The organism is Bacillus sp. SRL543, from assembly GCF_984799205.1.
Genome location: NZ_OZ481794.1, coordinates 2,811,696 through 2,834,247, shown reverse-complemented (window position 1 = coordinate 2,834,247; position 22,552 = coordinate 2,811,696). Strand labels below are relative to the sequence as shown.

Genomic DNA, 22,552 nt, shown 5'->3' with positions numbered 1-22,552 from the left:
AGGATCTTTCTTCTGCAGTAAGTTTCAGGGAGAGGGAGAGATTTATGGTCAATTTTAAGGATTATACCAAACAATATATTAACGGAAAATGGCTGGAGGGAAGCGGCGCCAATACAATTGATGTATTGAACCCCTATGACGATTCCAAGCTGTATGCCGTCAAAACGGTAACAGAAGCCGATATTGATCAGGCTATGCTTACAGCTGAAAAAGCACAAAAAGAATGGGCAAAGACGACTCCTGAAGAACGCAAAGAAGTTCTTAGGAAAGTAATAGCCTACCTTGAAGAACATAAAGAAGAAATCATTGATATCTATACATCAGAAACAGGCGGCACGATACTTGCTGCAAACATCGCTCTGCAGATCACATTCGAGGAGCTGGAGGAAGCAATCAAGTTTGCTGATGAAGTGAATGTTGTGAACTCGGTTCCGGCAACCATCGAAGGTAAGGAAAATCATGTGTACCGTTTGCCGGTGGGTGTCATCACATCCATCTCGCCCTTCAACTTCCCGCTTAACTTGTCTGTAAGGACAATTGCACCAGCCATTGCTCTTGGTAATGCAGTTGTGCATAAGCCGGATGTGGCAACAGGCATCACAGGCGGCGTTATTCTGACAAAAGCATTTAAAGAAGCTGGCCTGCCGGCTGGCGTACTGAATCTTCTGCTGACAGATCCGAAAACAGATGGGACAGGCGACTATCTGCTTGAACATCCTATTCCGCGCTTCATATCATTTACTGGCTCAACAGCAGTCGGAAGGCATGTCGGGGAAATTGCCGGAAGGAACCTGAAAAAAGTGGCATTGGAGCTGGGCGGCAACAACCCATTCATCGTTCTGTCCGATGCAGATGTCGATCGTGCCGTTGATGCAGCCATTTTCGGCAAATTCGTCCACCAGGGCCAGATTTGCATGATCACAAACAGGATCATTGTCCATAAAGATATTGCTGAAGAATTTACAAGCAAATTCGTCGAAAGAGCAAAAGCACTGCCTTTCGGAAATCCAAAGGATCCTGCAACTGTCGTTGGGCCGCTGATTAACGATAGGCAGCTGCAGAAGGCTCAGGCCGTCATTGAAGCAGCCATTGCAAACGGCGAGAAAGTTGCGCTTGAAGGACAAAGGGTTGGCAACATCTTGACTCCTTACGTCTTCAAAGATGTGAAAAATGACTCTGCTCTGGCTCAGACTGAAGTCTTTTCGCCAATCGCAACGATCATTCCGGTTGAAAGCGATGAAGAAGCAATCAAGATTGCCTCTGAAACAGAGTACGGACTGTCATCATCCATCTTTACACAAGATCTTGAGAAGGCGCAGCAATATGCCCTGCAGATTGACAGCGGTGTGACACATATCAACGATCAGACTGTTAATGCGCAGCCTGATATTCCATTCGGCGGAAATAAAGCTTCAGGTGTCGGCCGCTTCGGCAACCCTTGGCTCATTGAAGAATTTACGACCACCAAATGGATATCTGTCCAAAAAACATACCGTGAGTTCCCATTCTAATAAAAGACAGGAAAATATCCTATAATATAGGGAAAAGCTCCTCAGATCACTTGGGGAGCTTTTCCCGCGTTAAAAATATCGATATATCCAGAGAAAGATGTGAAGCAGTTGGAAAAAGGTCAGCTTTGGACAAAGGATTTTATCCTTATTTCCTTTGCCAGTTTTTTTGTATTTGTGATTTTTTATATGCTCACCGTTACACTGCCGGTATATGTAGCAGATGAACTGCAGGGTGGAGGGCAGGATATCGGGCTCGTTATTACGGTATTTGTGCTTTCGGCAATTGTATTCAGGCCGTTTTCTGGAAAATGGCTGGATACCTTTGGCCCAAAGAAAATTTTGATTATCGGATCCTCTATTTTCCTGGCTGGATCCATCCTTTACCTTTTTGTTGAATCACCGATTGTGCTGCTGATTATCCGGGTCATCCACGGATCAGGGTTCGGGATGGCAACCACCGCAACAGGAGCTATTGCTGCAGCCATCATTCCGGCTGCGCGGCGCGGGGAAGGGATGGGCTATTATGCCACTTTCATGAATCTAGCCATGGTCATTGGGCCATTCGCCGGGCTGACCATTATAGGAGCAGCCAGTTATACCGTGCTGTTCGCGGTGTGCATTGCCTGCTCCCTGCTTGCCCTTATCTGCGGGGTGATGATGGAGCTGAAAGAACAGCAAAACGGGCAGACTCAGCAGGCAGCAGTGAAAAGCATGAAGCTGTCGGACTTCTTTGAGCGCAAGACAGTGCCCATCGGATTTGTTGCTTTTACATTATCTTTTGTCTATTCCAGTGTCATTTCCTTTATCTCGGTGTATGCGCGAGAGCTGGATCTCGTCCAGGCAGCCAGCTATTTCTTTGTCGTATATGCCGCGGCATTATTGATTTCCCGTCCGTTCACCGGAAGATGGTTTGACCAGTTCGGGGAAAATAAAGTGATTTATCCGTGCATACTTTTCTTCGGAATCGGCGTCTGGATGCTGAGCCAGGCATCAACAAGCTACCAGCTGCTGATTTCAGGGGCATTTGTCGGAATCGGCTTTGGTACGCTTGTATCGTGTTTTCAGACGATTGCAGTGGAAACGGCCCCTGCAGGCAGAAAGGGGACGGCAACCGCTACTTTCTTTGTCTTTTTTGACGGCGGCTTTGCCATTGGCTCTTTTATCCTCGGAACTGCAGCGGCCCAATCAGGCTACAGCATGATTTACATGATAGGAACAGTGATTGTCCTGATTGCTGCAGTCCTTTACTTTATCCTCCATGGAAGGAAAGCAGTCCGCCGGATGAATGTATAGGATGAAATTCTAAGCAATTTTACACTTTTTCCTCTATTATGGATAGTAGATTATCTAGTGGAAGAAGGATTAGAATGGTGAAAAATGCACTTATCTTTTTATGGCAGCTTTTTCTGCTATGGCTGATTTATGCCGTTTCAGATTTTATGGTCGGAGTTCTTCGTCTGCCCCTTCCTGGGAGCGTCCTTGGCATGATGATCTTATTCACCATGCTGCTGACCGGTGCCGTGAAGGTGAGCCAGATCGAAAAGGGAGCTTCATTCCTAAACCGGCATCTGGCTTTCTTTTTTATCCCGATAGCAGTAGGCCTGATGAGTTACGGCGGACTGATCCGGACGAGCGGCTGGCAGCTGCTCATCATGATTATTGGCAGCACAGTCATCGGGCTGATCGTAACTTCCGGATTGGCAGCTTATTTTTCAGGAAAGGGGGCGGAAAAGGGTGAGCATGATCACACTCATTAGCATCCTTTTGACGGTCATCGTCTATATCGGGGCAAAGGCGCTTTCCGCCCGGCTGCTTTCCCCATTTGCCACGCCTGTTTTTACGGCTACAGCTGTCATGATCCTTCTGCTGCTGGCTGGAGGGATCTCCTATGAAGACTACACGCCGGCAAAAAATATCATGACCTTCATGCTTGGTCCTGCGACTGTAGCCCTTGCCGTTCCTCTCTATCATAACCGGATGGTGATCAGGGAAAAACTTAAGCCTGCGATGATTGGTCTGACAGCTGGAACCTTGTCGACCATCACATCAGCCGTAGTGCTGACAAAAGTGCTTGGACTGCCGGAAAGTATCCAGGCTACCTCTGCCGTCAAAGCAATCACCACTCCGGTCGCAATCGAAGCTGCCAAAATAATCGGCGGTGACCCGCCGCTCGCTGCAGTGTTCGTCATTTCGGCCGGTATCTTCGGGGCCGTCATGGGCTCTGTTATTCTATCATTTATAAAAATCAGCGATCCTTTCGCAAGAGGGCTAGGGATAGGAACGGTGGCCCACGGCATCGGAACAAGCCAGGCCGCAATTGAAGATCCTGTGCAGGGGGCAGTCTCCAGTGCCGCCATGGGCTTTTCCGCCATTCTCACTTCTTTGGTCATTCCATGGTTTTATCCCTTGCTGCAGTCCCTGTTATGATTTTTTCTTCTGGTGTTTAAGAAAATGCCATTCAGGAAAAATACCTAACAGGACAAGAGAAGAGGAGGAAACATCATGCCATACGATAAACTAAGTGAACTGACGGATTCCGTCAAAGACAATCTGCCGCATCACGCCCAGGAAATCTTCAAGGAAGCCTTCAACTCAGCAAGTGAAGAATACGACGAAGAAGAAACAGCCTTCAAGGTTGCCTGGAGTGCGGTGAAAAATAAGTATGAGAAAGACGAAGATGATAACTGGGTGGAGAAGGAAGAATAGGGGAGAAGCTTGGTCCCGGTGACAGGATCAAGCTTTTTTTCATGTATTTGACCATCTTTCAAATGGTATAATCTGAGATAATCGTACATTTGGAGGGCTGCTTTTTGAAAAAACTCTTCCCCCTATACATAATGCTGCCGCTCCTCTTCCTGGGCTGCCAAGCCGAAGAAGAACCTGCAGCTAAACTGCCAGACTATAAGCCTTCTAAAGATGATATTGTTTCCATGCGCGGAGACATCGAGAACCTGGACAGGTTTTTATCATTCATCACAAATGTGCAGCAAGGCAGTGAAGACACCATCAGGGTTGTAAGTTATACAGAAGAAGGAGATGCAATCCTTCATGATGTTGAGTTTGATGGGAAAGAGATCCATTACATTCTTGATACAAGACGAGATGGTTTTGGGCCGAGAATGATTGAAGAAAGAGAATGCAAGTCTGTTGATATAAAGAAAGGAGATAAGCGGACAGCTTATGCTCTTACAGGCTGCGGATGGAACAAAGAGGATTACATTATTTTGACCATCTCGAAATAAAGTGCGTCCAGTTTTCACCAATACATATGACACTCTATTTAAAATCTACTATTATAATAGAATAGAAACAGTCCGGGGTGTCAGCTATGAGAATAAAGAAAGCGGTTACGATGCGCACGAAGATCATTGTTTTGATTGTGGCGCTAATAGTGGGCGTGATTGCCCTTTTGGCAGGTTTTTTTGCTTATGTGGAGTTTGAACAGACTGAGGAAAGCATGGGGAAGCAGGCCCTTTATGTAGCACAGGCAATCTCTCATATGCCGGGAGTGAAGGACGCATTCAGGCAGGAGGATCCTTCTGAGAAGATTCAGCCGCTGGCAGAGAAGATCAGGAAAGATATTAATGCTGAATTTATTGTGATAGGAAATTCGGACAGCATTCGCTATTCTCACCCTGACAAAACCAAGATCGGTAGACGGATGATCGGGGAAGATAATGAGCGCGCCCTTGAACAGGGAGAGGCATATGTTTCAAAAGCTACAGGCTCGCTTGGGCCTTCGATAAGAGGGAAAGCGCCAATAGCGGATGAAAATGGGGAGATTGCAGGCGTCGTGTCAGTAGGTTTCCTTTTGGATGATCTCGAGGAAGAGGCTCTGAGCAGGCTGAAGAAAATCGGGCTCATTTCTTTTTGCGCTATTCTTCTTGGAGTAGCCGGCGGGACTCTGCTTGCAAGAGATATCCGGAAAGATATGCTGGGCCTGGAGCCGCATGAAATTGCCTCCTTATACCATGAAAGAAGCGCCATCCTGGATTCGGTGAAAGAAGGGATCATTGCTGTGAATCGTGAGGGTGTCATCACAATGATGAATCCTTCTGCCCGCCGGATTCTCTCTCTCAAGGAAGATGGAGTTAATAAGAAAATCACTGATGTGATCAAGGGAACGGGCATGAACCATGTATTGGATACAGGAGTGCCTGAAAAAGATGTGGAAGTACTCCTTGAGGAAAAACCAGTCGTTGTGAACCGGACACCTATCTTCGAGAATGATGAGGTTATCGGGGCGGTAGCCAGCTTCAGGGACAAAACCGAAATCAATGAGATGCTCAATACTTTATCCGAGGTAAGGCAATATTCTGAGGACCTTCGCGCCCAGACGCATGAATTTACAAATAAATTATATGTGCTGTCCGGCATGATGCAGCTGGGGCAGTATGACGAAGCGGTCCGCATGATCCAGGAGGAATCAGGTGCCCATGATCAGCAAAATCATATTCTGTTTGAGCAGATCAGGGACAGCCGTCTGCAGGCAGTTCTGCTCGGAAAATTGGCAAAGGCCTCTGAAAAGAAGGTAAGCTTTACAATTGATGACAGCTCGGCGGTTGAACCGCTGCCGGACGGTATGACCGTTACCCATTTGATCACCATCATCGGCAATCTGATTGATAATGCCATAGAAGCAACAGAAGGAATGGCAGAGAGGCGGATTTCCTTCTTTGCCACAGATATAGGCAATGACATTGTCTTTGAAGTGGAAGATAACGGAAGAGGGATTTTACCTGAGGATGAGCAGCGTATTTTTGAAAAAGGCTTCTCGACAAAAGAAAAGGACGGCAGGGGATATGGGCTTGCTCTCGTCAGCCAGGCAGTCGGGGAGCTGGAGGGAACGATTGAAATGAAGACTGGAGATGCAGGGACAATTTTTACTGTCTTTCTGCCAAAACCGATAGAGGATGAGGGAGAATGATCAAAGCAATTATCGCAGAAGATGATTACCGGGTGGCTGCCATCCATGAGCAATTCATTGAAAAAATAAACGGCATCCAGTGTATTGGAAAGGCATTGAATGCAGCAGAAGCACTGGAACTGCTCGAAGAAAATGAAGCAGATCTTCTGATTATGGATATCTATATGCCGGACGAGCTTGGAAGCAGCCTTCTTCCTTCAATAAGAGAGCGGTTTCCATCCGTAGATGTGATTATGATCACGGCTTCCAATGAAAAGCAGATGGTAGAGAAGTCCTTGAGATACGGAGTGATCGATTATATGATCAAGCCGGTAACTTTTGAACGTTTCACAGAGGCAATCCGCAAAGTGAACAAAAAGAAAGATCTCCTGGAATGCCGGGAAAGTGAACTGACGCAGGAAGCAATCGATCATTATTTAAGCAGTGGTTCAGCTGTACCGCTGACTTCCGAAAAGATGCCTAAAGGAATCGATTCACTCACTCTAAGAAAAGTGAAAGAAATTCTGGAAGATATGACGGAAGGCGTTAATGCAGAAGAACTTGGAAAGGAAATGGGCGCTTCAAGGACGACTGCCCGCAGATACCTGGAATACCTGGTAGCTTCAGAGGAAGCGAAAGCTGAGCTGGAATATGGGATTGTCGGAAGGCCAGAGAGAAAATATTATCGATTATAGTCTATTGTTCACAAGAGCTGCACCCCCCATGTTAGCTAATGAGGGTGCAGCTTTTTTGTGTGCAAATCCGTGAACAAAATGAACAAAAAGCCCGCAAAGTTCTTAACGCTCAATACTTGTTTAATAGATACAAACTTTTCTGATTTTTTTACAATAACAAAAAGAAAACGTTTTCACCCATGGAAAGGAGCATATAATCGATGAAAAAAATGATTCTGGCAGCAGCACTGCTGCTATGCATGGTGATGATGTCAGCCTGCTCAAGCAAGGAAGCTGCAGGCATTTATAAGGATGGCAAATGGATGCCAAGCAGGCCGATTGAAGTTGTGGCAACTGCTGGAGCCGGCGGAGGCTGGGATACCACGGCCCGCATGGTTGCCCAGACGCTTGAAAAGGACGGGCTTGTCGATCAAAGGATGCCTGTCATCAATAAACCGGGCGGAGGCGGAGCTGTCGGCTGGGCGTACATGATGAAAAAGGAAGGCAACCCTCATAATATTTTTGTCTCATCACCGCCTATAATTCTTGTCCCTTTGAATGGGCAGTCAAAATACGGAGCAGACGACTTCACTCCGCTGTCCAATCTGATTGCCGACTATGCAGCCTTTGCTGTCAGGGCCGATGCAAAATGGGATGATTTGAATGATTTGTTTGATGATATGAAAAAAGATCCTTCCAAAATCTCGGTTGTTGGCGTTTCATCTCCCGGAAGCATGGACCATATCCAATTTATCAAGATTGCCAAAGCCGCTGGTGTGGATGTGACTAAAATTAAATACGTTTCAGACCAGGATGGCGGAGCACTGACACAGCTCCTCAACGGAAGTGTCGATGTGTATTCTGCCGGAACTTCTGAAACAATCGAACAGGTGCGGGCCGGAAAGATCAAAGTGCTTGGAGTAAGCTCACCGGAAAGACTGAAGGGTGATACACTCGAGGATTTCCCGACAGCCATAGAGCAGGGCATCAATGAAACCTTTGTGAACTGGAGGGGCTTCTTTGGGCCTCCTAATATGGATGAAAAGCAAATTCAGTATTACGAAGAAAGGCTTAGAGAGCTGAATGATTCGCCGGAGTGGAAAAAGATCCGCGAGAAATATGGCTGGAATGAGCTTTATATGGACAGCGGCGAATATAAGGAGTTTCTAAAGAAGGAAAACGATGAACTGTATAAACTGCTTGATGAGCTGAAGCTGATCAGATAAAGGGGGAATGTACATGCTGAAGCCAATCAATCGAAAAATTGGCCTAGTATTAATTGGATTTGCACTGCTTTACCTTATTTTAAGCTTCAGGCTGCCTGAGTATCCTTATGCGGCAATTGATGCAGACTTTGTGCCCAAAGCTCTCGGCTTTCTGCTTCTCCTGCTGTCTGTCCTGCTGTTTTTTTCCAGGAAGCCGGAGACGGAAGAAGAAAAGAAAAAGCGGAAGATACCGGAAGGCGAGGCTAAAACACTGCTCACAGTCTGCGCATTTATTTTGGTTTATATCTTCTTTTTTGAACTGATCGGCTTTGTAGTCATGACGGCTCTTTTCATTTTCATCACAACCTGGTATTTGGGCTATAAGAAGAAATGGACAAATGCAATCGTTTCGGTCGTCTTCTCGCTGTCCATCTACATGATGTTCAATTATCTGCTGCAAATCTCACTGCCGGCAGGCATTCTGCCATTTTAAAGGAGGGATATTATGGGTTCGTTTGAAGGATTATTATCAGGGTTTCAGGTTGCACTGAGCCTGCAGGGGATCTTATTTGTATTCCTCGGTGTTTTTATCGGTACATTCATCGGCATGATGCCGGGCCTTGGCCCAATCAGTGCGATTGCCATCATGATCCCGGTCACATATAATATGGACCCTGCCATTGCGTTGATGATGATGGCCGGAGTTTATTATGGAGCGATTTTCGGAGGATCGTCCTCTTCCATCCTGCTGAATGCACCCGGAGTTTCGGGGACGGTTGCTACCGCATTCGATGGCTACCCGATGGCCCAGCAGGGGAAGGCGGGCAAGGCGCTGGCCATTGCCGCTATTGCATCGTTCTTTGGAGGGACAGTCAGCGTTGTTCTATTGATGCTGTTTTCCCCGCTTCTTTCCTCGGTTGCCGTTTCATTTGGCCCCGTCGAATACTTTGCTTTGATGCTTTTAGGATTAACGGCCATTTCAAGCTTGTCGGAAGGGTCTACCTTAAAGGCGTTTATCTCGGCGACTCTTGGCGTCATTGTCGTAACCATAGGAATCGACGGGCAGACGGGCACAGCCCGTTTCACCTTTGACAATGCCTATTTGCTGGAAGGAATCGATTTCCTTATCATCGCTCTTGGACTGTTTGCTCTGGCAGAGGTTTGTACATTGATATTTAATAGGAAGAATACTTCATCATCGGAAAATGAGAACATCGGCAGCCTGAAAATCACCAGGGAAGACTTCCGGGAGATGAAGGGACCTATGGCCCGACAGTCGGTGCTCGGTTTTATCCTTGGCGTCCTCCCTGGAGCAGGGGCGACGATTGCTTCCTTTATCGGCTATATCAGTGAAAAGAAGCTTGCGAAAAATCCCGAAGAATTTGGGAAGGGCTCGATCAGGGGACTGGCCGCACCGGAAACTGCCAATAATGCAGCAACAGGAGGGGCCTTCGTTCCGCTCTTGAGCCTGGGAATTCCGGGTTCCGGGACAACAGCTGTCCTTCTGGGTGCTTTCCTGGTGCTGGGCATCCAGCCGGGACCGCTGCTGGTGCAGGATCACCCGGATGTTTTCTGGGGAATCATCGCGAGCATGTATATCGGCAATGTATTTCTTCTGATTTTGAATCTTCCCCTTGTCCCGTATATAGCTAAGGTGCTGACGATTCCGAGGCCGATGCTGATTTCGCTCGTTATAACCTTCAGTATGGTAGGCGTATATGCCTTGAGCTTCAATACGTTTGATTTGTACCTGCTTCTGATCTTCGGCATCATTGGATTTCTAATGAGGATTTTCTCTTTCCCGGCGGCACCTTTTATCCTTGCCTTTATCCTGGGCGGAATGATGGAGCAGGCACTGAGGCAGACACTGACTATCTCAGACGGCAGCCTGGCCATCCTGCTGGATCGCCCGATCGGCCTTACATTGATGATCATTGCTGTCCTGGTTATGGTAGTGCCGCTGTTCCGGAGGAAAAAGAAGTCTGGTTCTGCTGATAAATCTCATGCTGCATAGTAGGGGGAGCTGTCTTTTGGCAGCTTCTTTTTTGTTTCCGAGAAGGCGTGTTTACACGAAAGGCAGCTTTATGATACTATAAGTTTTGTTGTAGATAGTAATGGTTACGATTTATTTCTTGATCTGGCTGTTCTGTCTTTATTTTATATCTTGCAAATCGTAATAATTACGAATTAAATGATGGAGGTCTTTTAAAAATGGCTAAGAAATCAAAAGTTGTAAAAGAAAAAAAGCGCCAGGAAATGGTCGCTAAATATGCTGAGATCCGCAGGGAACTGAAAGAGAAGGGCGATTATGAGGCACTGAGAAGGCTGCCGCGAGACTCATCCCCAACCCGTTTGAAGAATCGCTGTGAGGTGACAGGCCGTCCGCGCGGATATCTGCGGAAATTTAAAATGTCCCGGATCGCTTTCCGTGAATACTCGCATAAGGGGCAAATCCCCGGAGTCAAAAAAGCAAGCTGGTAATATGATAAACTAAAGGAACAAATCTTACATGGCGGGGTGTTTAGCATGAATGAAAGACTCGTCGATATAATCATAAGGGAGATTGTCACGGGGCTGCCCCCTGAAGACCGGGATCTCTACAGATATGTAACTGAAATAGAGGACCGGCTTGCACAGCAGTCCGAAACCTCCGACCAGTTCATGAGCCTGCTGGTCAAGCACTCTCCCCATAAACAGGCGGCAGAAAAGTTCAGCCTGGGTGTGACGGAAACCTATCAAAGAATGCAGATGATCGAGCGGGAGATTAACAAGCTGGTTGAAGAACGGAGAACCAGAATGAAGTGGATTGACCTAACTGATAGGCTGGATGCCGATGGGCAGAGACAGCTGTTTTTGTTTATTTCTTGAAGAAAAGAGCCTGAGGGGGCTCTTTTTTTCGTAAATAGGGTACCTAACGGGATGCGGCTTGTGGTTTATTAGCAAGTTTTTTGTTTTATTAGCAAGAAATGGATTTTATTAGTAACTTTTCGGATATATTAGCAAGTTTTAAATTTTATTAGCAAGTTTTGAGATATATTAGCAACTGCGGATTTTTCAATGCCATTAGGACCAACCGGCATAGAATCTGTATAGGAAAATATATTTAAAATTCTAAATTTTCTGCTATAAATTTGCCAATCCAGCCTTCCTTCTTTTAAGTTAGACATGAACCAACTTTAGGAGGGATAAGATGAAAAGAACAGCCAAGGTCTTATTAGTTTATTTGTCCAGTTTTTTATTGGTATTCGGTCCTTTTGCTGCTGCAGATGCAAAGCATAAACAGGACCCCTATGAAAAATATGGCGAAGTAGCCGTAGGTGAGGATGGCATGGTCGCCACAGCCCATCCGCTTGCTTCCGAAATTGGGGCTGATGTATTGAAGAAAGGCGGCAATGCGATTGATGCTGCTGTGGCAATCCAGTTTGCCCTCAATGTGACAGAACCGATGATGTCTGGCATCGGAGGCGGCGGATTTATGATGGTGTATGATGGAAAAACGAAAGACACAACGATCATCAACAGCCGTGAGCGTGCGCCGGCCGGAGCAGAGCCGGATATGTTCCTCGATGGAAAAGGAAAGCCGATTCCCTTTGCAGAACGATCGACGGGCGGAACGGCAGTCGGTGTGCCGGGAACCTTAAAAGGTCTTGAAAAAGCACTGGATATGTGGGGGACCATCCCTATGAAGAAACTGATTCAGCCTTCTATTAAACTGGCTGATAAAGGTTTTCCGATCGATCCGGTACTGGCAGCAGCAATAGAAGATAATAAAGAAAAGCTTTCCCGCTCAGCAGCTGCTGAAGTGTTTCTCCCAGGAGGCGAGCCGCTGGAAGAAGGCGACATCCTGGTCCAGAAAGATCTTGCCAAAGCGTTTAAGCTAATTAGGAAAGATGGAAGCGAGGCGCTTTATGAAGGGCCGATTGGGGATGCCCTTGCCAAGGCAGTTCAGGATTTCGGCGGCTCGATGGTGAAGGAAGATTTAGAAAAATATGAAGCAACAATAGACAAGCCTGTGTGGGGAGAATATCAAGGCTATCAGATTGCCAGCATGCCTCCGCCAAGCTCAGGCGGTGTCTTCCTCCTGCAGATGCTAAAAATACTTGATGGCTTCGATCTCTCCCAATATCCAGTCCGCTCCTGGGAAAAATATCACCTCATGTCAGAAGTGATGCATCTTGCCTATGCAGACCGGGCAGCTTATGCGGGAGATCCGGAATTTGTGAAGGTCCCGGTTAAAGGGCTTCTAGATAAGAAATATATTAAAGAACGGCAGCAGTTAATATCGCTTGATGAAATAAATACAAACCCTGAAGCAGGCGACCCATGGAAGTATGAAAGCGGCAAACCTAATTACACGGCAGCAGCTCAGCCTGCAGACAGACAGTATGGGGAAACCACCCATTTTACGGTAGCTGACCGGTGGGGAAATGTTGTTTCCTATACAACAACAATTGAACAGGTTTTTGGGACAGGCATCATGGTGCCGGGCTTTGGAGTCATGCTGAATAACGAACTGACTGATTTTGATGCTGTGCCTGGAGGGGCAAACGAGGTCCAGCCCAACAAGCGCCCGCTCAGCAGCATGACTCCGACGATCGTCTTTGAAAAAAATAAGCCGGTACTGACGATCGGATCACCGGGAGGACCGACCATCATAACCTCTGTCCTGCAAACAATCATTAATGCAATAGAGTACGATATGGAACTGAAAGCAGCAGTGGAGGAACCGAGGATTTATACGAATAACCTATCGTCCTACCGATTTGAAGAAGGGGTACCTGCGTCAGCCCTGCAGAGACTGAAGGAAATGGGCCATCGATTTGGAGAGAAACCAGAAACGATAGGCAATGTTCAAAGCATAGAGATTGATCACAAAAAAGGGATATTCAAGGGAGTTGCTGACTCCAGCAGGAGCGGAGCGGCCATTGGGGTTGACCTGAAAGGTAAAGGAAAAGGCAAGAAGAAGCATTAAACATGAAAGGGCTGCGGAATTCCGCAGCCTTTTTCTGGTAAAATAGTTTCTGAGGTGTTTTTTATGAGCGCATATATCCACATGGAAGATGAGGAAATCATCTATCATGTCTATAATTTGAACTGGCATCTTCCTAATGAAACCCAAAAAGAAGCGGCTGATATCTTATTACAGCTCCCCGCAGACAAAGCCGGCATGATCATCCCAAAGTATGGCAAAGCCTGCTGGGAAAATGGAGTAGCAGTCATTAAGGAAATAGGCTATCCGAGAAATAAAAACGCGCTGCCGCGGCTGGCAGGTCTCCTGCAGGACAGGAACTGGCCTGGTGCCCTGGATTCGATTGGAATTTTCAGGGACTTAGGAAAGGAAATAAGCACTCCTTATATTGAGGGGGAGTGTGAAGAAGCGATCAGATGCGGGGAATATGATTGGCTGGAGCACCTTTACTATGCGGTTGAAAGCCTGGGCATGGAGCCTGCAGATTTTCGGAATGTGGAGGCTTATAAAGAGATGCGGAAGCGGGCAGAGGAACTTCGGGAGATATAGTGTGTTAACATCTGAAGCACTCAGATGGCGGAGTAAACCGGTCAGAGTGCCTAAAGAGGACGATATGAGTCACTCTGAAGGCGGAGTAAACCGGTCAGAGTGCCTTAAGAGGAGGATATGAGTCACTCTGAAGGTGGGGAAAGCCGGTCAGAGTGCCTCAAGAGGAGGATATGAGTCACTCTGAAGGTGGGGAAAGCCGGTCAGAGTGCCTCAAGAGGAGGATATGAGTCACTCTGAAGGTGAGGAAAGCCGAACAGAGTGCCTCAAGATAAGGATATGAGTCACTCAGAAGGTAGAGAAAGCTGGCCAGAGTGTCTCAAGAAGAAAATATTAAGCACTCAAATAGTGAAAAAACTGTCTGCAGGGTTGAAGGATAGGAACAAACTTAACAGACCATCTCACATATAAAACTGAGCACACTGAAAAAAATGTGCTTTTTTTAGTTTTGTTTTGTTGACTTTCCTTATGGATTCCCATAAATTTATCTAGACCGGTTGTTATAATTTTTCCGAAAGGAGAATGATTTTGGAGGGCAAGCGAAAGACACGAGAGTCGATTTTATGTGCGGCATCGAATCTATTCAAGTGCCAGGGGTATAATGGCACCGGATTGAATCAAATTATAGAAGTGAGCGGGGCTCCGAAAGGGTCGATTTATTATCATTTTCCCGGCGGCAAAGAGGAGATTGCAGTGGAAGCTGTTAAGCATGTTGGAAATGAAATAAAAACGATGATAAAGAAGGAGCTGGCATCTTCTGATGATGCAGCAGCAGCCTTCCGCTATCATGCCGAAAAAATTGCTTCATACTTTGATGTGCCCCTGAGCCATGAAAATAGCGGCCTGCACATCGGGCTGATTGCTTCGGAAACGGCCCTGACGAGTGAGCCAATCCGGCAGGCCTGCCAGGAAACCTACAAGGAATGGCAATCATTATACAAAGAAAAACTGCTGCTTTCCGGATTTTCTGAAGAGAGGTCGAAGGAGCTGGCCCTGCTTGTAAGCTCTATGATTGAAGGAGCGGTCATGCTTTCGAACACCTATGGAAATGGCAAGCCGCTGCGGAATATAGCTGAACATTTTACATATGTATTCAGAAGCCAGTAAAGCAGCGCAGAAGTTGAGAGGAGAATCATTGTGCAAAGTACTAACCAAGGCGCAGCCGCGCCGAATTCGTTAAAGGATATCAAAGCGGTTCCTATTATTATTTCTTTCCTGATAGCAGGATTTATCGGCCTGTTCAGTGAAACCGCCCTGAATATGGCCATCAGGGATCTTATTGTGATTTTTGAAACGGATGCAGCCACCGTTCAATGGCTGACAACAGGGTATTTATTGACCCTTGGAATCTTAGTGCCGATTTCAGGATTGCTCCTGCAATGGTTTACGACGAGGCAGCTATTTACAGTCTCGCTTGTTTTCTCAATCATCGGGACCTTCATTGCAGCCATTGCACCAGTATTCGGAATTCTTATGCTGGCTCGCGTCATCCAGGCAATTGGAACAGCGCTTCTGCTGCCGCTCATGTTCAATACCATCCTTGTCATCATACCGCCGCATAAGCGCGGAGGGGCGATGGGGATCATCGGTCTGGTCATTATGTTTGCTCCTGCAATCGGGCCGACAATTTCCGGCTTGATCCTGCAGAATCTGACCTGGCACTGGATTTTCTGGATTTCCTTGCCATTTTTTGTTCTTGCCCTTATTTTCGGCCTATTTTATATGCAGAATGTATCTACCCCTACAAAGCCGGCCATAGACATTTTGTCTATTGCTTTGTCGACAATCGGCTTCGGCGGAATCGTTTTCGGCTTCAGCAGCGCTGGTGAGGGTGAAGGAGGCTGGGGAAGCCCGAAGGTAATCATTGCTCTTGCATTGGGAGTGATCGGCCTGATTTTATTCTGCCTTCGTCAGACAAGAATGAAGCAGCCTATGATCAATTTGCGGACTTTCTCTTATCCTATGTTTAATATAGGGCTTCTGATGGTGCTGATCGCTATGATGGTTATTCTTTCATCCATGATCATGCTTCCTTTATACCTTCAGAATTCCCTTTTGCTGACCACTTTCGCTGCAGGGCTCGTCCTTCTGCCGGGCGGAGTATTCAATGGGATTCTGTCGCCGGTCATGGGGAGGCTGTTTGATAAATATGGTCCTGTCTGGCTGGTGCGCGGCGGGCTGGTAATCGTTACCATTGTAATGTTTGCTTTCTCCGGCATCACAAATGATACCACAGCCGGCTATATTGTCATGCTGCATATCTTCATGATGGTCGGGATTGCAATGGTGTTCATGCCGGCTCAGACGAATGGGCTTAACGAGCTTCCACCCGAACTTTACCCGGATGGCACAGCTATCATGAATACACTTCAGCAGGTAGCTGGTGCAATAGGGACTGCAGTCGCGATCTCCATTATGACGGCGGGTCAGCAAAGCTACATGGAAGAGGCGGCAAACCCGCAGGATCCGGCACTGCTGCCGCTGTCCTTGACAGCCGGGATCCAGGACGCCTTTATTTTTGCGATTGTTGTGGCAGTAATCGGACTAGTTGCTTCTTTCTTCATTAAGCGCGTCAAAGTAGAAAATCAGGAATCTTAAAGAAGGCCCGGGACTTTTCCCGGGCCTTTCTACATTTTATATATTCTGCAAGAATAGTGAAAGTATTTGGGTAAGGATATAGACGCTGGGGTGAAAGGATTGTGTGGAGAGAGTGAGGTATATTTTTTATGGCGTTTGCACACCTAACAGAGCCAATCTGTCAGGCGGTTTATTAAGAGGGATCACATGTGTTTTTCGGCTTCCCTGATGATGGCTTCAGCCAGTTCTTCCGAGTTTCCCTCAAACATATGAAAATTCAGCGATGATTGAAGATGTTCAAACTGGCTCTTCAGTTCATCCAGCTGATTAATTTCTGCTGACCATCCGATGGAAGGAATCGAGATGATGAATCGCTTGTCTTTCGTTATATTAAGGAATACCTCGGCATACTTATTTCCGGATATGGTTATCTTCTCATAAGAGGTTATCAAAAATATCATCCTTCCCTAATGAGCCGTTTCATCTATTATAGCATTTTTTTGAGTGCAAATCGAATAAATGAGAGCAGAGGCTCCGTAAGAGGCATGGCTCCTAAAACACCAACCTGCTTCTTGCTGCATATAGTAGCATAATAATCAGGAAGGAGGGGTGGAATATGCCTGTGTCGGTTATTTTCAATCAGGTGAATGTTATCAGTATGTCTTCAAATTCCATCATTTCCACAGGTCAGAACAGCCAGCCTGACTGGAATGCCCAGGGGAAATTAAATACAGGAAACGGGATATTCATCAATGCGGCTTCACTAGGAAACTTCAGCTTTATTAACGATCCGGATGCAGTGGATATGCCTGTTACCCAGCCGGAGAATATCAACCCTCAGCCTGTCTCCCAGATATAAGGGCTTATATGTCAGTTTCCCGTAAAATTTCAGTTCAATTTAACAATATTAATATAACATCCATGTCAGCCAATTCCGGCATTTTTACAGGAGAAAACTCACAATCCGGATGGCAGGTGAATAGTAAGGAAAATACAGGCTTTGGTTCGGTGACCGGTTATCTGAACCTGTCTGCCTATAACATCAATATCATTGATGACAGCGACTTTATGGATGCCTGTTATTACAGGATTGATGAAGAAGATCAAGATCAAGATGAGGAAGATTCTTAAGCCATTGATGATGGCTTTTTATTTTTTCTTAAAAGCAAAGCATCAATAAGGTCATATTTCCTGTATTGGCAAAATAATAATATGAAAAAGGCGGCAGCCGGGATGGGGTGGGATGTTGGCGGAAATCCGATTTAAAACCTTGAAAGTGAACCAGATAAAAAACAGCTCCGGAATATTCTACGGACTGAATACTCCAGTATACTGGCAGCATACAGGGAGAGTTTCAGAAGGGTTTGGCAAAGTGGCTGGAAAAGGGAATATAATCAGCAGAAACATTACAAAGGTGGCCAGGAAAGAAGATTCCTAACCTATGTCAGGGCTTCCTTCCATGCTTCTGCCGTCAGGCTGGACAAGATGGATATTGCATAATGCCCGATTGCATTTGCCGGTTAATGAGCCGAAGCCTGAACGCCTTTGAATATTGGAAGACCAGAACATTTGGCTGTTTTTTCCCATAAAGACGCCTGAGTTGCTGGAGAGATGAGAGATGGTAACATCGTCAAAATCAATTATTGCTGGACCGCTCAATATTTTCATGGTGCTCCTCCTTGTTTAAAGCCTTGCTTATCATATGCCTGCAAAAGCAGAAGATGTGTCTAAAAAAAGGATGAAGGTTATGCAATTGGATGAAAAAGCTCTGATTACCATATTGGGAAAATTGAACGGGCGCCTTGCTGAAATGGAGGGCCGTTTAAAGGAGCTTGAAAAAGAGAAGTCCAGCGGGCATAGCATACACTTGGATATCAATGAAGTGAATATAGAAACCTTCCAGCTGGATCAGCTATCTTATTTTCTCGACAGGATTGATGTAAAAAGCCTGAGTGGAATGATGAATCTCGGAAACAGCTTTTATACACCAGCAAAAAAACCTACGGCTGGGAAGGCAAGCAAAACCGGGAAAGCTAAAAGGGAATCCAGCGGGGAAAACGGCATTCATATTATTATCAACGGGAAGGAAATCCCTTACTTTATGGGAAGCGGCCCGGGAACGGAGGATCGGTGATGAGGTATTTTTCTCCTTTGTTTAAAATCAGCAGTATTACCATCGGATCTATTGAGGATGCGTCCTGCGTCAATTTCGGCAACAGCTTTCCCACCGGATTTACCAGCTTGAAAAAGCATAATCAGGGCTTTGGCAATGTATTGGGGGATCATAATGACATCCATGATATTCTTTCCAGGATTGAAGAAAAAGATATAAACGAAGTCTTTTACAAAAACGGAGGGGAAGAGCTGCCCGACTGGATAGGCAAGCTTCTGCAGGAAGATGGGGAAGAGGGATATATGGATATGGAGGCAGAAGAAAGCATTGATTCCGACGAAACTGGCCAATAAAGCCGGTTTTTTATTTTGATTTTAAAGGAAATTCTTTTGCGGCTGTCGAAATAAGGAACGGACAATTAGAGGAGAGTGGCATGATGAAAGCGCCTGATAGTATTTTGTCTGTATGGGAAAGGTTCGACGCCTTTCCCATGGAGACGTTTACCAAGCTGTGGATGTACGATAAAGGTATCGGGCAAAGGGAAGTGGCCCTGATGAGAGAGCATCGGGAGCAGTACGGAATCACGGGAAACTGCTTTGATCTCGCCCTTTGGCTGCTTGATGAATTTGATAAAGAAGGAATCAGGGCCTATCCTGTCGGAAGCGGCTTTCATACCGAAAAGGCCCACGCCGCAGTTGTGGCTGAAGATAATGAAGGCTGCCGCTATTTATGCGATCTCGGCGACCAGTGGCTGCAGCCTGTTCTGATCGATAGTGACACAGAGACTCCGCTGAAGGGATTTTTCCCTGCAGCAGACATACATATCAAAAGCAGTCTGCATAAAGCTGAATTAACATACTTTAGGCCTGGCGGGAAGAAATCTTCACAAACTTACCATCTGACTCCTGTCGACAGGAAAGAATTTTGGATTGCGGCTGGGCATTCAAGCCGCCAGATCCATCCTAAGCCGCTTTTGGAATGCCGCATTCCTATTGCCGGTGAAAAAGCCCATTGGGAATTTTTTGATTGGCACAGCTTCCTCAGCACAAATGACGGTCTGGTATACGATCCTCCGCTGGCCGGTCCTGAAGCATGGGCGGATCGCATCCATGAAAAGACAGGCTTTGAGAGAGGGTTTCTGGAAGAATCCCTCTGGCTGTACAAGAAGCTTGAAAATGGCAGCTGATGGAAGCATTCACCATAAAGGAGCGGGGCGCATAGACGAGCCCCGCTCCTTTTGTGCTGCCGGTTTTACCAAATATAAAGATTTTCTTAAATTTCCAGGGTTATTCCTATTACATACTAGAATGGATAATCGAAGTGCAGCTGAGGAGGTCTATTCCTGACACAGCAAGGGCGTCCGGGCAGCAGTTCGATTTCGCAGGAGGCTTGAGTATTTTTCCGGAAAAGCAGATGGTGACATTGGATGGGAAGGAAGTGCAGCTTACAGGAAAGGAATTTGAATAGGGTGACAGGCACCTATACCAGTAAGACCACTGGTATAGGTGCCTGTCACCGTTTTATAGCCCGTTTATAATAGCGGAATATTGGCTTCCAGGCATTCTTTTCTGATCCTGCTGTTCCAGACAGATGACTGCACTTCGCCGATGTGGGCCTTTTTAAGCAGGAACATGCATAATCTTGACTGGCCGATTCCTCCGCCTATTGTGAAAGGGAGTTCACCATCAATCAGTGCCTTGTGGAAGGGAAGCCCAAGCCTTTCTTCATTACCGCACTCCTTGAGCTGGCTTCTCAAAGATTTCTCATCAACCCGTATCCCCATAGAAGAAATCTCAATGCTTCTATTCAGCGGTGCGTACCAGAAAATCAAGTCTCCATTCAGGCTCCAGTCATCATAATCAGGGGAGCGGCTGTCATGCTTGCTGCCGGATAGCAGGGACCCGCCGATATTCATAATGAAAACAGCGCCTGACTTTTCGGCGATTTTGTCTTCCCGCTGCTTTGCCGTAAGCTCTGGATACATATCTTCGAGTTCCTGGGAAGAGATAAAGCTAATTTGTTCAGGCAAAACAGGCACCATATTTGGTCTGGAAAGGAAAAGCTGCTTTTCTGTTTCCTTGATGCTTTCATATATGGAGATTACTTCAGCTTTCAGCGTCTGCTTGTTTCTTTTATTTTTCGGTATTATCTTTTCCCAGTCCCATTGGTCCACATAAATTGAGTGAAGCTGATCGAGCTCTTCATCTTTTCTGATCGCCCGCATGTCAGTATACAAGCCTTCTCCTTCCGAGAAGCGATATCTGGCAAGGGCCATCCTTTTCCACTTTGCCAGTGACTGTACGATTTCGACAGTTTCCCCAAGGTCCTTGGCTTCTATGGTCGCCATCCTTTCGACCCCATTGAGATTATCATTGATGCCGGTCCTGCTTTCAAGCAGCAGCGGGGCTGATACCTTTATCAGATTCAGCCTTTCAGAGAGCTCTTTCTCAAAACACTCTTTCACCCTCTTCATTGCCTTTTCAGTGTCAATCAAATTCAAAACTGGCGCATATAAATCCGGAACAAGCTGTCGGTTATTCATGCTGCAGGCACCTCCGTTTCACCTTTCTTGCCATGTATATAGGCTGCTTCATACTTTATGCCAGGTTAATTTTGATTGTTCCAGTACCACTTTAATGTTTTACAGTCATTCATATTTTTTTTGCTGTGATAAATTTTTTTTAAGAATGTTTCCCGATCAGTTGGTAAAGCTATCCTTGATACTAAAAGAGAGGTGATCAGTATGTTCTATCATGTTAAAGAGCTTCAGTATAATGCAAAGCCTGACCGGCCGGATGCGGTCTATGCGAGAAAGCTCCAGGAAATCCTCGGAGGACAATTCGGTGAAATCAGTGTCATGATCCAATACCTTTTCCAGGGATGGAATTGCCGGGCTGAACAAAAATACCGTGATATGCTGCTTGATATCGGAACTGAGGAAATCGCCCATGTCGAAATGCTGTCAACCATGATCGCTCAGCTGCTCGATAAAGCCCCTGTCAGAGAACAGGAAGAAGCAGCACAGGATCCAATCATCAGGGCTGCAATGGGCGGAATGAATGTGCAGCATGCGATTGTTTCTGGACTTGGTGCGAAGCCGGACGACAGCATGGGATATCCGTGGACAGCCCGCTATACAGTGGCGAGCGGGAACCTGCTGGCTGACTTCCGTGCAAATCTCAATGCTGAATCACAAGGGCGCCTTCAGGCAGTCAGACTTTATGAAATAACAGAGGACCGCGGCGTAAGGGACATGTTATCCTTCCTGATTGCCCGTGACACTATGCACCAGAATCAATGGCTCGCAGCAATCTCTGAGCTTGAAGCGCGGGATGGCAAGGTAGTGCCTGGCACATTCAACCGCCAGCAGGAGAAGCAGGAAGTATCTTATTCATTCCTTAACTGCTCCAAGGGGACAGACAGTGCAGAAGGCCGCTGGGCAAAGGGGCCGAGCATGGATGGACAAGGGCAGTTTGAATACATTGAAAACCCCGAGCCGATGGGGCAGATTCCAGTGCTTGCTCCAGGTCCGATTTACATTCATGGAACTATGCCTGCGGGACAGACACCGCCTCCTTCCCAATTTTAATGCTGCTAAGAAAAATCCGCCTTCAGATGAGGGCGGATTTTTGCTGATTGCAGAATATTTCAGGGTGATTGTTTGAGATACAGGTGAATTCAATTAAAAATGTGCTTTAGCTTCCGGTCCATGACCGCGTAAAAATAAGCAGCAGGATTTCTTGCCGGTTCACCTGATTTCATTTTCCTCATCAAAACACGCAGTGATTCCACGGCAGCAGGCACTATGATGCTCGGATCATTTCCAATTCCGTTCCTTTTGGCAGCGAGAAGGACTTTTTTCCATAATTCTGCAGCGGCTGCCTCATCCTCCAGAAGATACCGTGCCATACAGGCAAATGGAGCAGGGGTCGCTTCCATGCGCATCCTCCTCTAAAAGAATTTACATACATTATATGTTGAAAAGGAACAAATGTTCCTGTTTTTTGGCTGTGGCATGTTATTTGTTTAATTTTTAACAAGGATAAGCTAT

Annotated in this window: 30 protein-coding genes; 25 read left to right on the top strand and 5 right to left on the bottom strand. The window is 46.4% G+C overall.

Annotated elements, in window-relative coordinates; genetic code table 11:
- The first annotated feature begins 44 nt into the window (after window positions 1-44).
- The 13 genes from AC4E8B_RS14510 to AC4E8B_RS14450 all read left to right on the top strand — a co-directional run bounded on the left by AC4E8B_RS14510 (window position 45) and on the right by AC4E8B_RS14450 (window position 11,164).
- The gene (locus AC4E8B_RS14510) at window positions 45-1,511 is read left to right on the top strand and encodes an aldehyde dehydrogenase family protein (protein ID WP_490214083.1); all 1,467 of its coding nucleotides are present in this window, start codon (window positions 45-47) and stop codon (window positions 1,509-1,511) included.
- 108 nt (window positions 1,512-1,619) lie between these two features.
- Complete coding sequence (locus AC4E8B_RS14505) at window positions 1,620-2,804, top strand: MFS transporter (RefSeq protein WP_490219695.1); 1,185 nt, start codon at window positions 1,620-1,622, stop codon at window positions 2,802-2,804.
- Window positions 2,805-2,878: 74 nt separating this feature from the next.
- Window positions 2,879-3,268: a CidA/LrgA family protein gene (locus tag AC4E8B_RS14500; protein WP_490214082.1), complete on the top strand. Its 390-nt coding sequence runs from the start codon at window positions 2,879-2,881 to the stop codon at window positions 3,266-3,268.
- On the top strand, window positions 3,252-3,938 hold the full coding sequence (locus AC4E8B_RS14495; RefSeq protein ID WP_490219693.1) for an LrgB family protein: 687 nt from the start codon (window positions 3,252-3,254) through the stop codon (window positions 3,936-3,938). Before AC4E8B_RS14500 ends, AC4E8B_RS14495 begins: the two co-directional genes overlap by 17 nt.
- Window positions 3,939-4,013: 75 nt before the next feature.
- Window positions 4,014-4,217: a ChaB family protein gene (locus AC4E8B_RS14490; protein ID WP_490214081.1), complete on the top strand. Its 204-nt coding sequence runs from the start codon at window positions 4,014-4,016 to the stop codon at window positions 4,215-4,217.
- Window positions 4,218-4,321: 104 nt separating this feature from the next.
- Window positions 4,322-4,753 (top strand): DUF4362 domain-containing protein, encoded by a 432-nt coding sequence (locus tag AC4E8B_RS14485; RefSeq protein ID WP_490214080.1) that lies wholly within the window; start codon window positions 4,322-4,324, stop codon window positions 4,751-4,753.
- Between the two features lie 86 nt (window positions 4,754-4,839).
- On the top strand, window positions 4,840-6,438 hold the full coding sequence (locus tag AC4E8B_RS14480) for an ATP-binding protein (protein WP_490214079.1): 1,599 nt from the start codon (window positions 4,840-4,842) through the stop codon (window positions 6,436-6,438).
- Window positions 6,435-7,112 carry a response regulator gene (locus tag AC4E8B_RS14475; RefSeq protein ID WP_490214078.1) on the top strand — a complete coding sequence of 226 codons (678 nt, stop codon included), beginning with the start codon at window positions 6,435-6,437 and terminating at the stop codon, window positions 7,110-7,112. The genes AC4E8B_RS14480 and AC4E8B_RS14475 overlap by 4 nt, the downstream gene beginning before the upstream one ends.
- A 200-nt stretch (window positions 7,113-7,312) precedes the next feature.
- Entirely contained in the window at window positions 7,313-8,317 is a 1,005-nt protein-coding gene (locus tag AC4E8B_RS14470; RefSeq protein ID WP_490214077.1) for a tripartite tricarboxylate transporter substrate-binding protein, read from the top strand.
- A 13-nt stretch (window positions 8,318-8,330) separates the two neighbouring features.
- Window positions 8,331-8,789 (top strand): tripartite tricarboxylate transporter TctB family protein, encoded by a 459-nt coding sequence (locus AC4E8B_RS14465; protein WP_490214076.1) that lies wholly within the window; start codon window positions 8,331-8,333, stop codon window positions 8,787-8,789.
- Window positions 8,790-8,801: 12 nt separating this feature from the next.
- Complete coding sequence (locus tag AC4E8B_RS14460) at window positions 8,802-10,310, top strand: tripartite tricarboxylate transporter permease (protein WP_490214075.1); 1,509 nt, start codon at window positions 8,802-8,804, stop codon at window positions 10,308-10,310.
- A 197-nt stretch (window positions 10,311-10,507) separates the two neighbouring features.
- Window positions 10,508-10,777: a 30S ribosomal protein S14 gene (gene rpsN / locus AC4E8B_RS14455; RefSeq protein WP_490214074.1), complete on the top strand. Its 270-nt coding sequence runs from the start codon at window positions 10,508-10,510 to the stop codon at window positions 10,775-10,777.
- 45 nt (window positions 10,778-10,822) lie between these two features.
- Complete coding sequence (locus AC4E8B_RS14450) at window positions 10,823-11,164, top strand: hypothetical protein (protein WP_490214073.1); 342 nt, start codon at window positions 10,823-10,825, stop codon at window positions 11,162-11,164.
- Window positions 11,165-11,292: 128 nt separating this feature from the next.
- On the opposite strand, the gene AC4E8B_RS14445 is transcribed toward AC4E8B_RS14450, so the two are convergent.
- The gene (locus AC4E8B_RS14445) at window positions 11,293-11,463 is read right to left on the bottom strand and encodes a hypothetical protein (protein WP_490214072.1); all 171 of its coding nucleotides are present in this window, start codon (window positions 11,461-11,463) and stop codon (window positions 11,293-11,295) included.
- 23 nt (window positions 11,464-11,486) lie between these two features.
- Between AC4E8B_RS14445 and ggt the strand changes: the two genes are divergently transcribed.
- The 4 genes from ggt (at window position 11,487) to AC4E8B_RS14425 (ending at window position 16,409) form a co-directional block, all read left to right on the top strand.
- A complete protein-coding gene (gene ggt, locus AC4E8B_RS14440; RefSeq protein WP_490214071.1) occupies window positions 11,487-13,268 on the top strand; it encodes a gamma-glutamyltransferase in 1,782 nt (593 codons plus the stop codon).
- A 63-nt stretch (window positions 13,269-13,331) separates the two neighbouring features.
- The gene (locus tag AC4E8B_RS14435; protein ID WP_490214070.1) at window positions 13,332-13,814 is read left to right on the top strand and encodes a hypothetical protein; all 483 of its coding nucleotides are present in this window, start codon (window positions 13,332-13,334) and stop codon (window positions 13,812-13,814) included.
- A gap of 525 nt (window positions 13,815-14,339) precedes the next feature.
- Window positions 14,340-14,918, top strand: a complete 579-nt coding sequence (locus AC4E8B_RS14430) for a TetR/AcrR family transcriptional regulator (protein ID WP_490214069.1) — start codon at window positions 14,340-14,342, stop codon at window positions 14,916-14,918.
- A 78-nt stretch (window positions 14,919-14,996) separates the two neighbouring features.
- Entirely contained in the window at window positions 14,997-16,409 is a 1,413-nt protein-coding gene (locus AC4E8B_RS14425; protein WP_490219691.1) for a DHA2 family efflux MFS transporter permease subunit, read from the top strand.
- Window positions 16,410-16,591: 182 nt separating this feature from the next.
- On the opposite strand, the gene AC4E8B_RS14420 is transcribed toward AC4E8B_RS14425, so the two are convergent.
- A complete protein-coding gene (locus tag AC4E8B_RS14420; protein ID WP_490214068.1) occupies window positions 16,592-16,849 on the bottom strand; it encodes a YueH family protein in 258 nt (85 codons plus the stop codon).
- A 155-nt stretch (window positions 16,850-17,004) separates the two neighbouring features.
- Here AC4E8B_RS14420 and AC4E8B_RS14415 point away from each other — a divergent pair, with 155 nt between their 5' ends.
- From AC4E8B_RS14415 to AC4E8B_RS14405, 3 genes are all read left to right on the top strand, one after another.
- Window positions 17,005-17,247 (top strand): hypothetical protein, encoded by a 243-nt coding sequence (locus tag AC4E8B_RS14415; RefSeq protein ID WP_490214067.1) that lies wholly within the window; start codon window positions 17,005-17,007, stop codon window positions 17,245-17,247.
- 116 nt (window positions 17,248-17,363) lie between these two features.
- The gene (locus tag AC4E8B_RS14410) at window positions 17,364-17,519 is read left to right on the top strand and encodes a hypothetical protein (protein ID WP_490214066.1); all 156 of its coding nucleotides are present in this window, start codon (window positions 17,364-17,366) and stop codon (window positions 17,517-17,519) included.
- Between the two features lie 145 nt (window positions 17,520-17,664).
- The gene (locus AC4E8B_RS14405) at window positions 17,665-17,826 is read left to right on the top strand and encodes a hypothetical protein (RefSeq protein ID WP_490214065.1); all 162 of its coding nucleotides are present in this window, start codon (window positions 17,665-17,667) and stop codon (window positions 17,824-17,826) included.
- Here AC4E8B_RS14405 and AC4E8B_RS14400 read toward each other — a convergent pair.
- Window positions 17,823-18,056 (bottom strand): hypothetical protein, encoded by a 234-nt coding sequence (locus tag AC4E8B_RS14400; RefSeq protein WP_490214064.1) that lies wholly within the window; start codon window positions 18,054-18,056, stop codon window positions 17,823-17,825. The two genes, AC4E8B_RS14405 and AC4E8B_RS14400, sit on opposite strands and share 4 nt — an antisense overlap.
- Window positions 18,057-18,141: 85 nt before the next feature.
- Between AC4E8B_RS14400 and AC4E8B_RS14395 the strand changes: the two genes are divergently transcribed.
- The 4 genes from AC4E8B_RS14395 to AC4E8B_RS14380 all read left to right on the top strand — a co-directional run bounded on the left by AC4E8B_RS14395 (window position 18,142) and on the right by AC4E8B_RS14380 (window position 19,968).
- Window positions 18,142-18,522 (top strand): hypothetical protein, encoded by a 381-nt coding sequence (locus AC4E8B_RS14395; protein WP_490214063.1) that lies wholly within the window; start codon window positions 18,142-18,144, stop codon window positions 18,520-18,522.
- On the top strand, window positions 18,522-18,854 hold the full coding sequence (locus AC4E8B_RS14390) for a hypothetical protein (RefSeq protein WP_490214062.1): 333 nt from the start codon (window positions 18,522-18,524) through the stop codon (window positions 18,852-18,854). Before AC4E8B_RS14395 ends, AC4E8B_RS14390 begins: the two co-directional genes overlap by 1 nt.
- A gap of 83 nt (window positions 18,855-18,937) precedes the next feature.
- Window positions 18,938-19,687 (top strand): hypothetical protein, encoded by a 750-nt coding sequence (locus tag AC4E8B_RS14385; RefSeq protein ID WP_490219689.1) that lies wholly within the window; start codon window positions 18,938-18,940, stop codon window positions 19,685-19,687.
- Between the two features lie 134 nt (window positions 19,688-19,821).
- Entirely contained in the window at window positions 19,822-19,968 is a 147-nt protein-coding gene (locus AC4E8B_RS14380; protein WP_490214061.1) for a hypothetical protein, read from the top strand.
- Window positions 19,969-20,032: 64 nt separating this feature from the next.
- Here the strand turns inward: AC4E8B_RS14380 and asnA are convergent, their stop codons facing one another.
- Window positions 20,033-21,043, bottom strand: a complete 1,011-nt coding sequence (gene asnA / locus AC4E8B_RS14375; RefSeq protein ID WP_490214060.1) for an aspartate--ammonia ligase — start codon at window positions 21,041-21,043, stop codon at window positions 20,033-20,035.
- Between the two features lie 201 nt (window positions 21,044-21,244).
- Between asnA and AC4E8B_RS14370 the strand changes: the two genes are divergently transcribed.
- Window positions 21,245-22,090 carry a manganese catalase gene (locus AC4E8B_RS14370; RefSeq protein ID WP_490214059.1) on the top strand — a complete coding sequence of 282 codons (846 nt, stop codon included), beginning with the start codon at window positions 21,245-21,247 and terminating at the stop codon, window positions 22,088-22,090.
- Window positions 22,091-22,179: 89 nt separating this feature from the next.
- On the opposite strand, the gene AC4E8B_RS14365 is transcribed toward AC4E8B_RS14370, so the two are convergent.
- Complete coding sequence (locus tag AC4E8B_RS14365; protein ID WP_490214058.1) at window positions 22,180-22,440, bottom strand: hypothetical protein; 261 nt, start codon at window positions 22,438-22,440, stop codon at window positions 22,180-22,182.
- Window positions 22,441-22,552: the final 112 nt, after the last annotated feature.

Excerpts from the sequence above, each read along its gene's own strand:
- AC4E8B_RS14460 (WP_490214075.1), top strand. The coding sequence starts at position 8,802 with ATGGGTTCGTTTGAAGGATTATTATCAGGGTTTCAGGTTGCACTGAGC.
- rpsN (WP_490214074.1), top strand. The coding sequence starts at position 10,508 with ATGGCTAAGAAATCAAAAGTTGTAAAAGAAAAAAAGCGCCAGGAAATG.
- AC4E8B_RS14465 (WP_490214076.1), top strand. The coding sequence starts at position 8,331 with ATGCTGAAGCCAATCAATCGAAAAATTGGCCTAGTATTAATTGGATTT.
- AC4E8B_RS14495 (WP_490219693.1), top strand. The coding sequence starts at position 3,252 with ATGATCACACTCATTAGCATCCTTTTGACGGTCATCGTCTATATCGGG.
- AC4E8B_RS14435 (WP_490214070.1), top strand. The coding sequence starts at position 13,332 with ATGAGCGCATATATCCACATGGAAGATGAGGAAATCATCTATCATGTC.
- AC4E8B_RS14390 (WP_490214062.1), top strand. The coding sequence starts at position 18,522 with ATGAGGTATTTTTCTCCTTTGTTTAAAATCAGCAGTATTACCATCGGA.
- AC4E8B_RS14500 (WP_490214082.1), top strand. The coding sequence starts at position 2,879 with ATGGTGAAAAATGCACTTATCTTTTTATGGCAGCTTTTTCTGCTATGG.
- AC4E8B_RS14420 (WP_490214068.1), bottom strand. The coding sequence starts at position 16,849 with ATGATATTTTTGATAACCTCTTATGAGAAGATAACCATATCCGGAAAT.
- AC4E8B_RS14400 (WP_490214064.1), bottom strand. The coding sequence starts at position 18,056 with ATGAAAATATTGAGCGGTCCAGCAATAATTGATTTTGACGATGTTACC.
- AC4E8B_RS14445 (WP_490214072.1), bottom strand. The coding sequence starts at position 11,463 with ATGTCTAACTTAAAAGAAGGAAGGCTGGATTGGCAAATTTATAGCAGA.
- AC4E8B_RS14385 (WP_490219689.1), top strand. The coding sequence starts at position 18,938 with ATGAAAGCGCCTGATAGTATTTTGTCTGTATGGGAAAGGTTCGACGCC.
- AC4E8B_RS14370 (WP_490214059.1), top strand. The coding sequence starts at position 21,245 with ATGTTCTATCATGTTAAAGAGCTTCAGTATAATGCAAAGCCTGACCGG.
- AC4E8B_RS14450 (WP_490214073.1), top strand. The coding sequence starts at position 10,823 with ATGAATGAAAGACTCGTCGATATAATCATAAGGGAGATTGTCACGGGG.
- AC4E8B_RS14365 (WP_490214058.1), bottom strand. The coding sequence starts at position 22,440 with ATGGAAGCGACCCCTGCTCCATTTGCCTGTATGGCACGGTATCTTCTG.
- AC4E8B_RS14415 (WP_490214067.1), top strand. The coding sequence starts at position 17,005 with ATGCCTGTGTCGGTTATTTTCAATCAGGTGAATGTTATCAGTATGTCT.
- AC4E8B_RS14490 (WP_490214081.1), top strand. The coding sequence starts at position 4,014 with ATGCCATACGATAAACTAAGTGAACTGACGGATTCCGTCAAAGACAAT.
- AC4E8B_RS14510 (WP_490214083.1), top strand. The coding sequence starts at position 45 with ATGGTCAATTTTAAGGATTATACCAAACAATATATTAACGGAAAATGG.
- AC4E8B_RS14470 (WP_490214077.1), top strand. The coding sequence starts at position 7,313 with ATGAAAAAAATGATTCTGGCAGCAGCACTGCTGCTATGCATGGTGATG.
- ggt (WP_490214071.1), top strand. The coding sequence starts at position 11,487 with ATGAAAAGAACAGCCAAGGTCTTATTAGTTTATTTGTCCAGTTTTTTA.
- AC4E8B_RS14480 (WP_490214079.1), top strand. The coding sequence starts at position 4,840 with ATGAGAATAAAGAAAGCGGTTACGATGCGCACGAAGATCATTGTTTTG.
- AC4E8B_RS14475 (WP_490214078.1), top strand. The coding sequence starts at position 6,435 with ATGATCAAAGCAATTATCGCAGAAGATGATTACCGGGTGGCTGCCATC.
- asnA (WP_490214060.1), bottom strand. The coding sequence starts at position 21,043 with ATGAATAACCGACAGCTTGTTCCGGATTTATATGCGCCAGTTTTGAAT.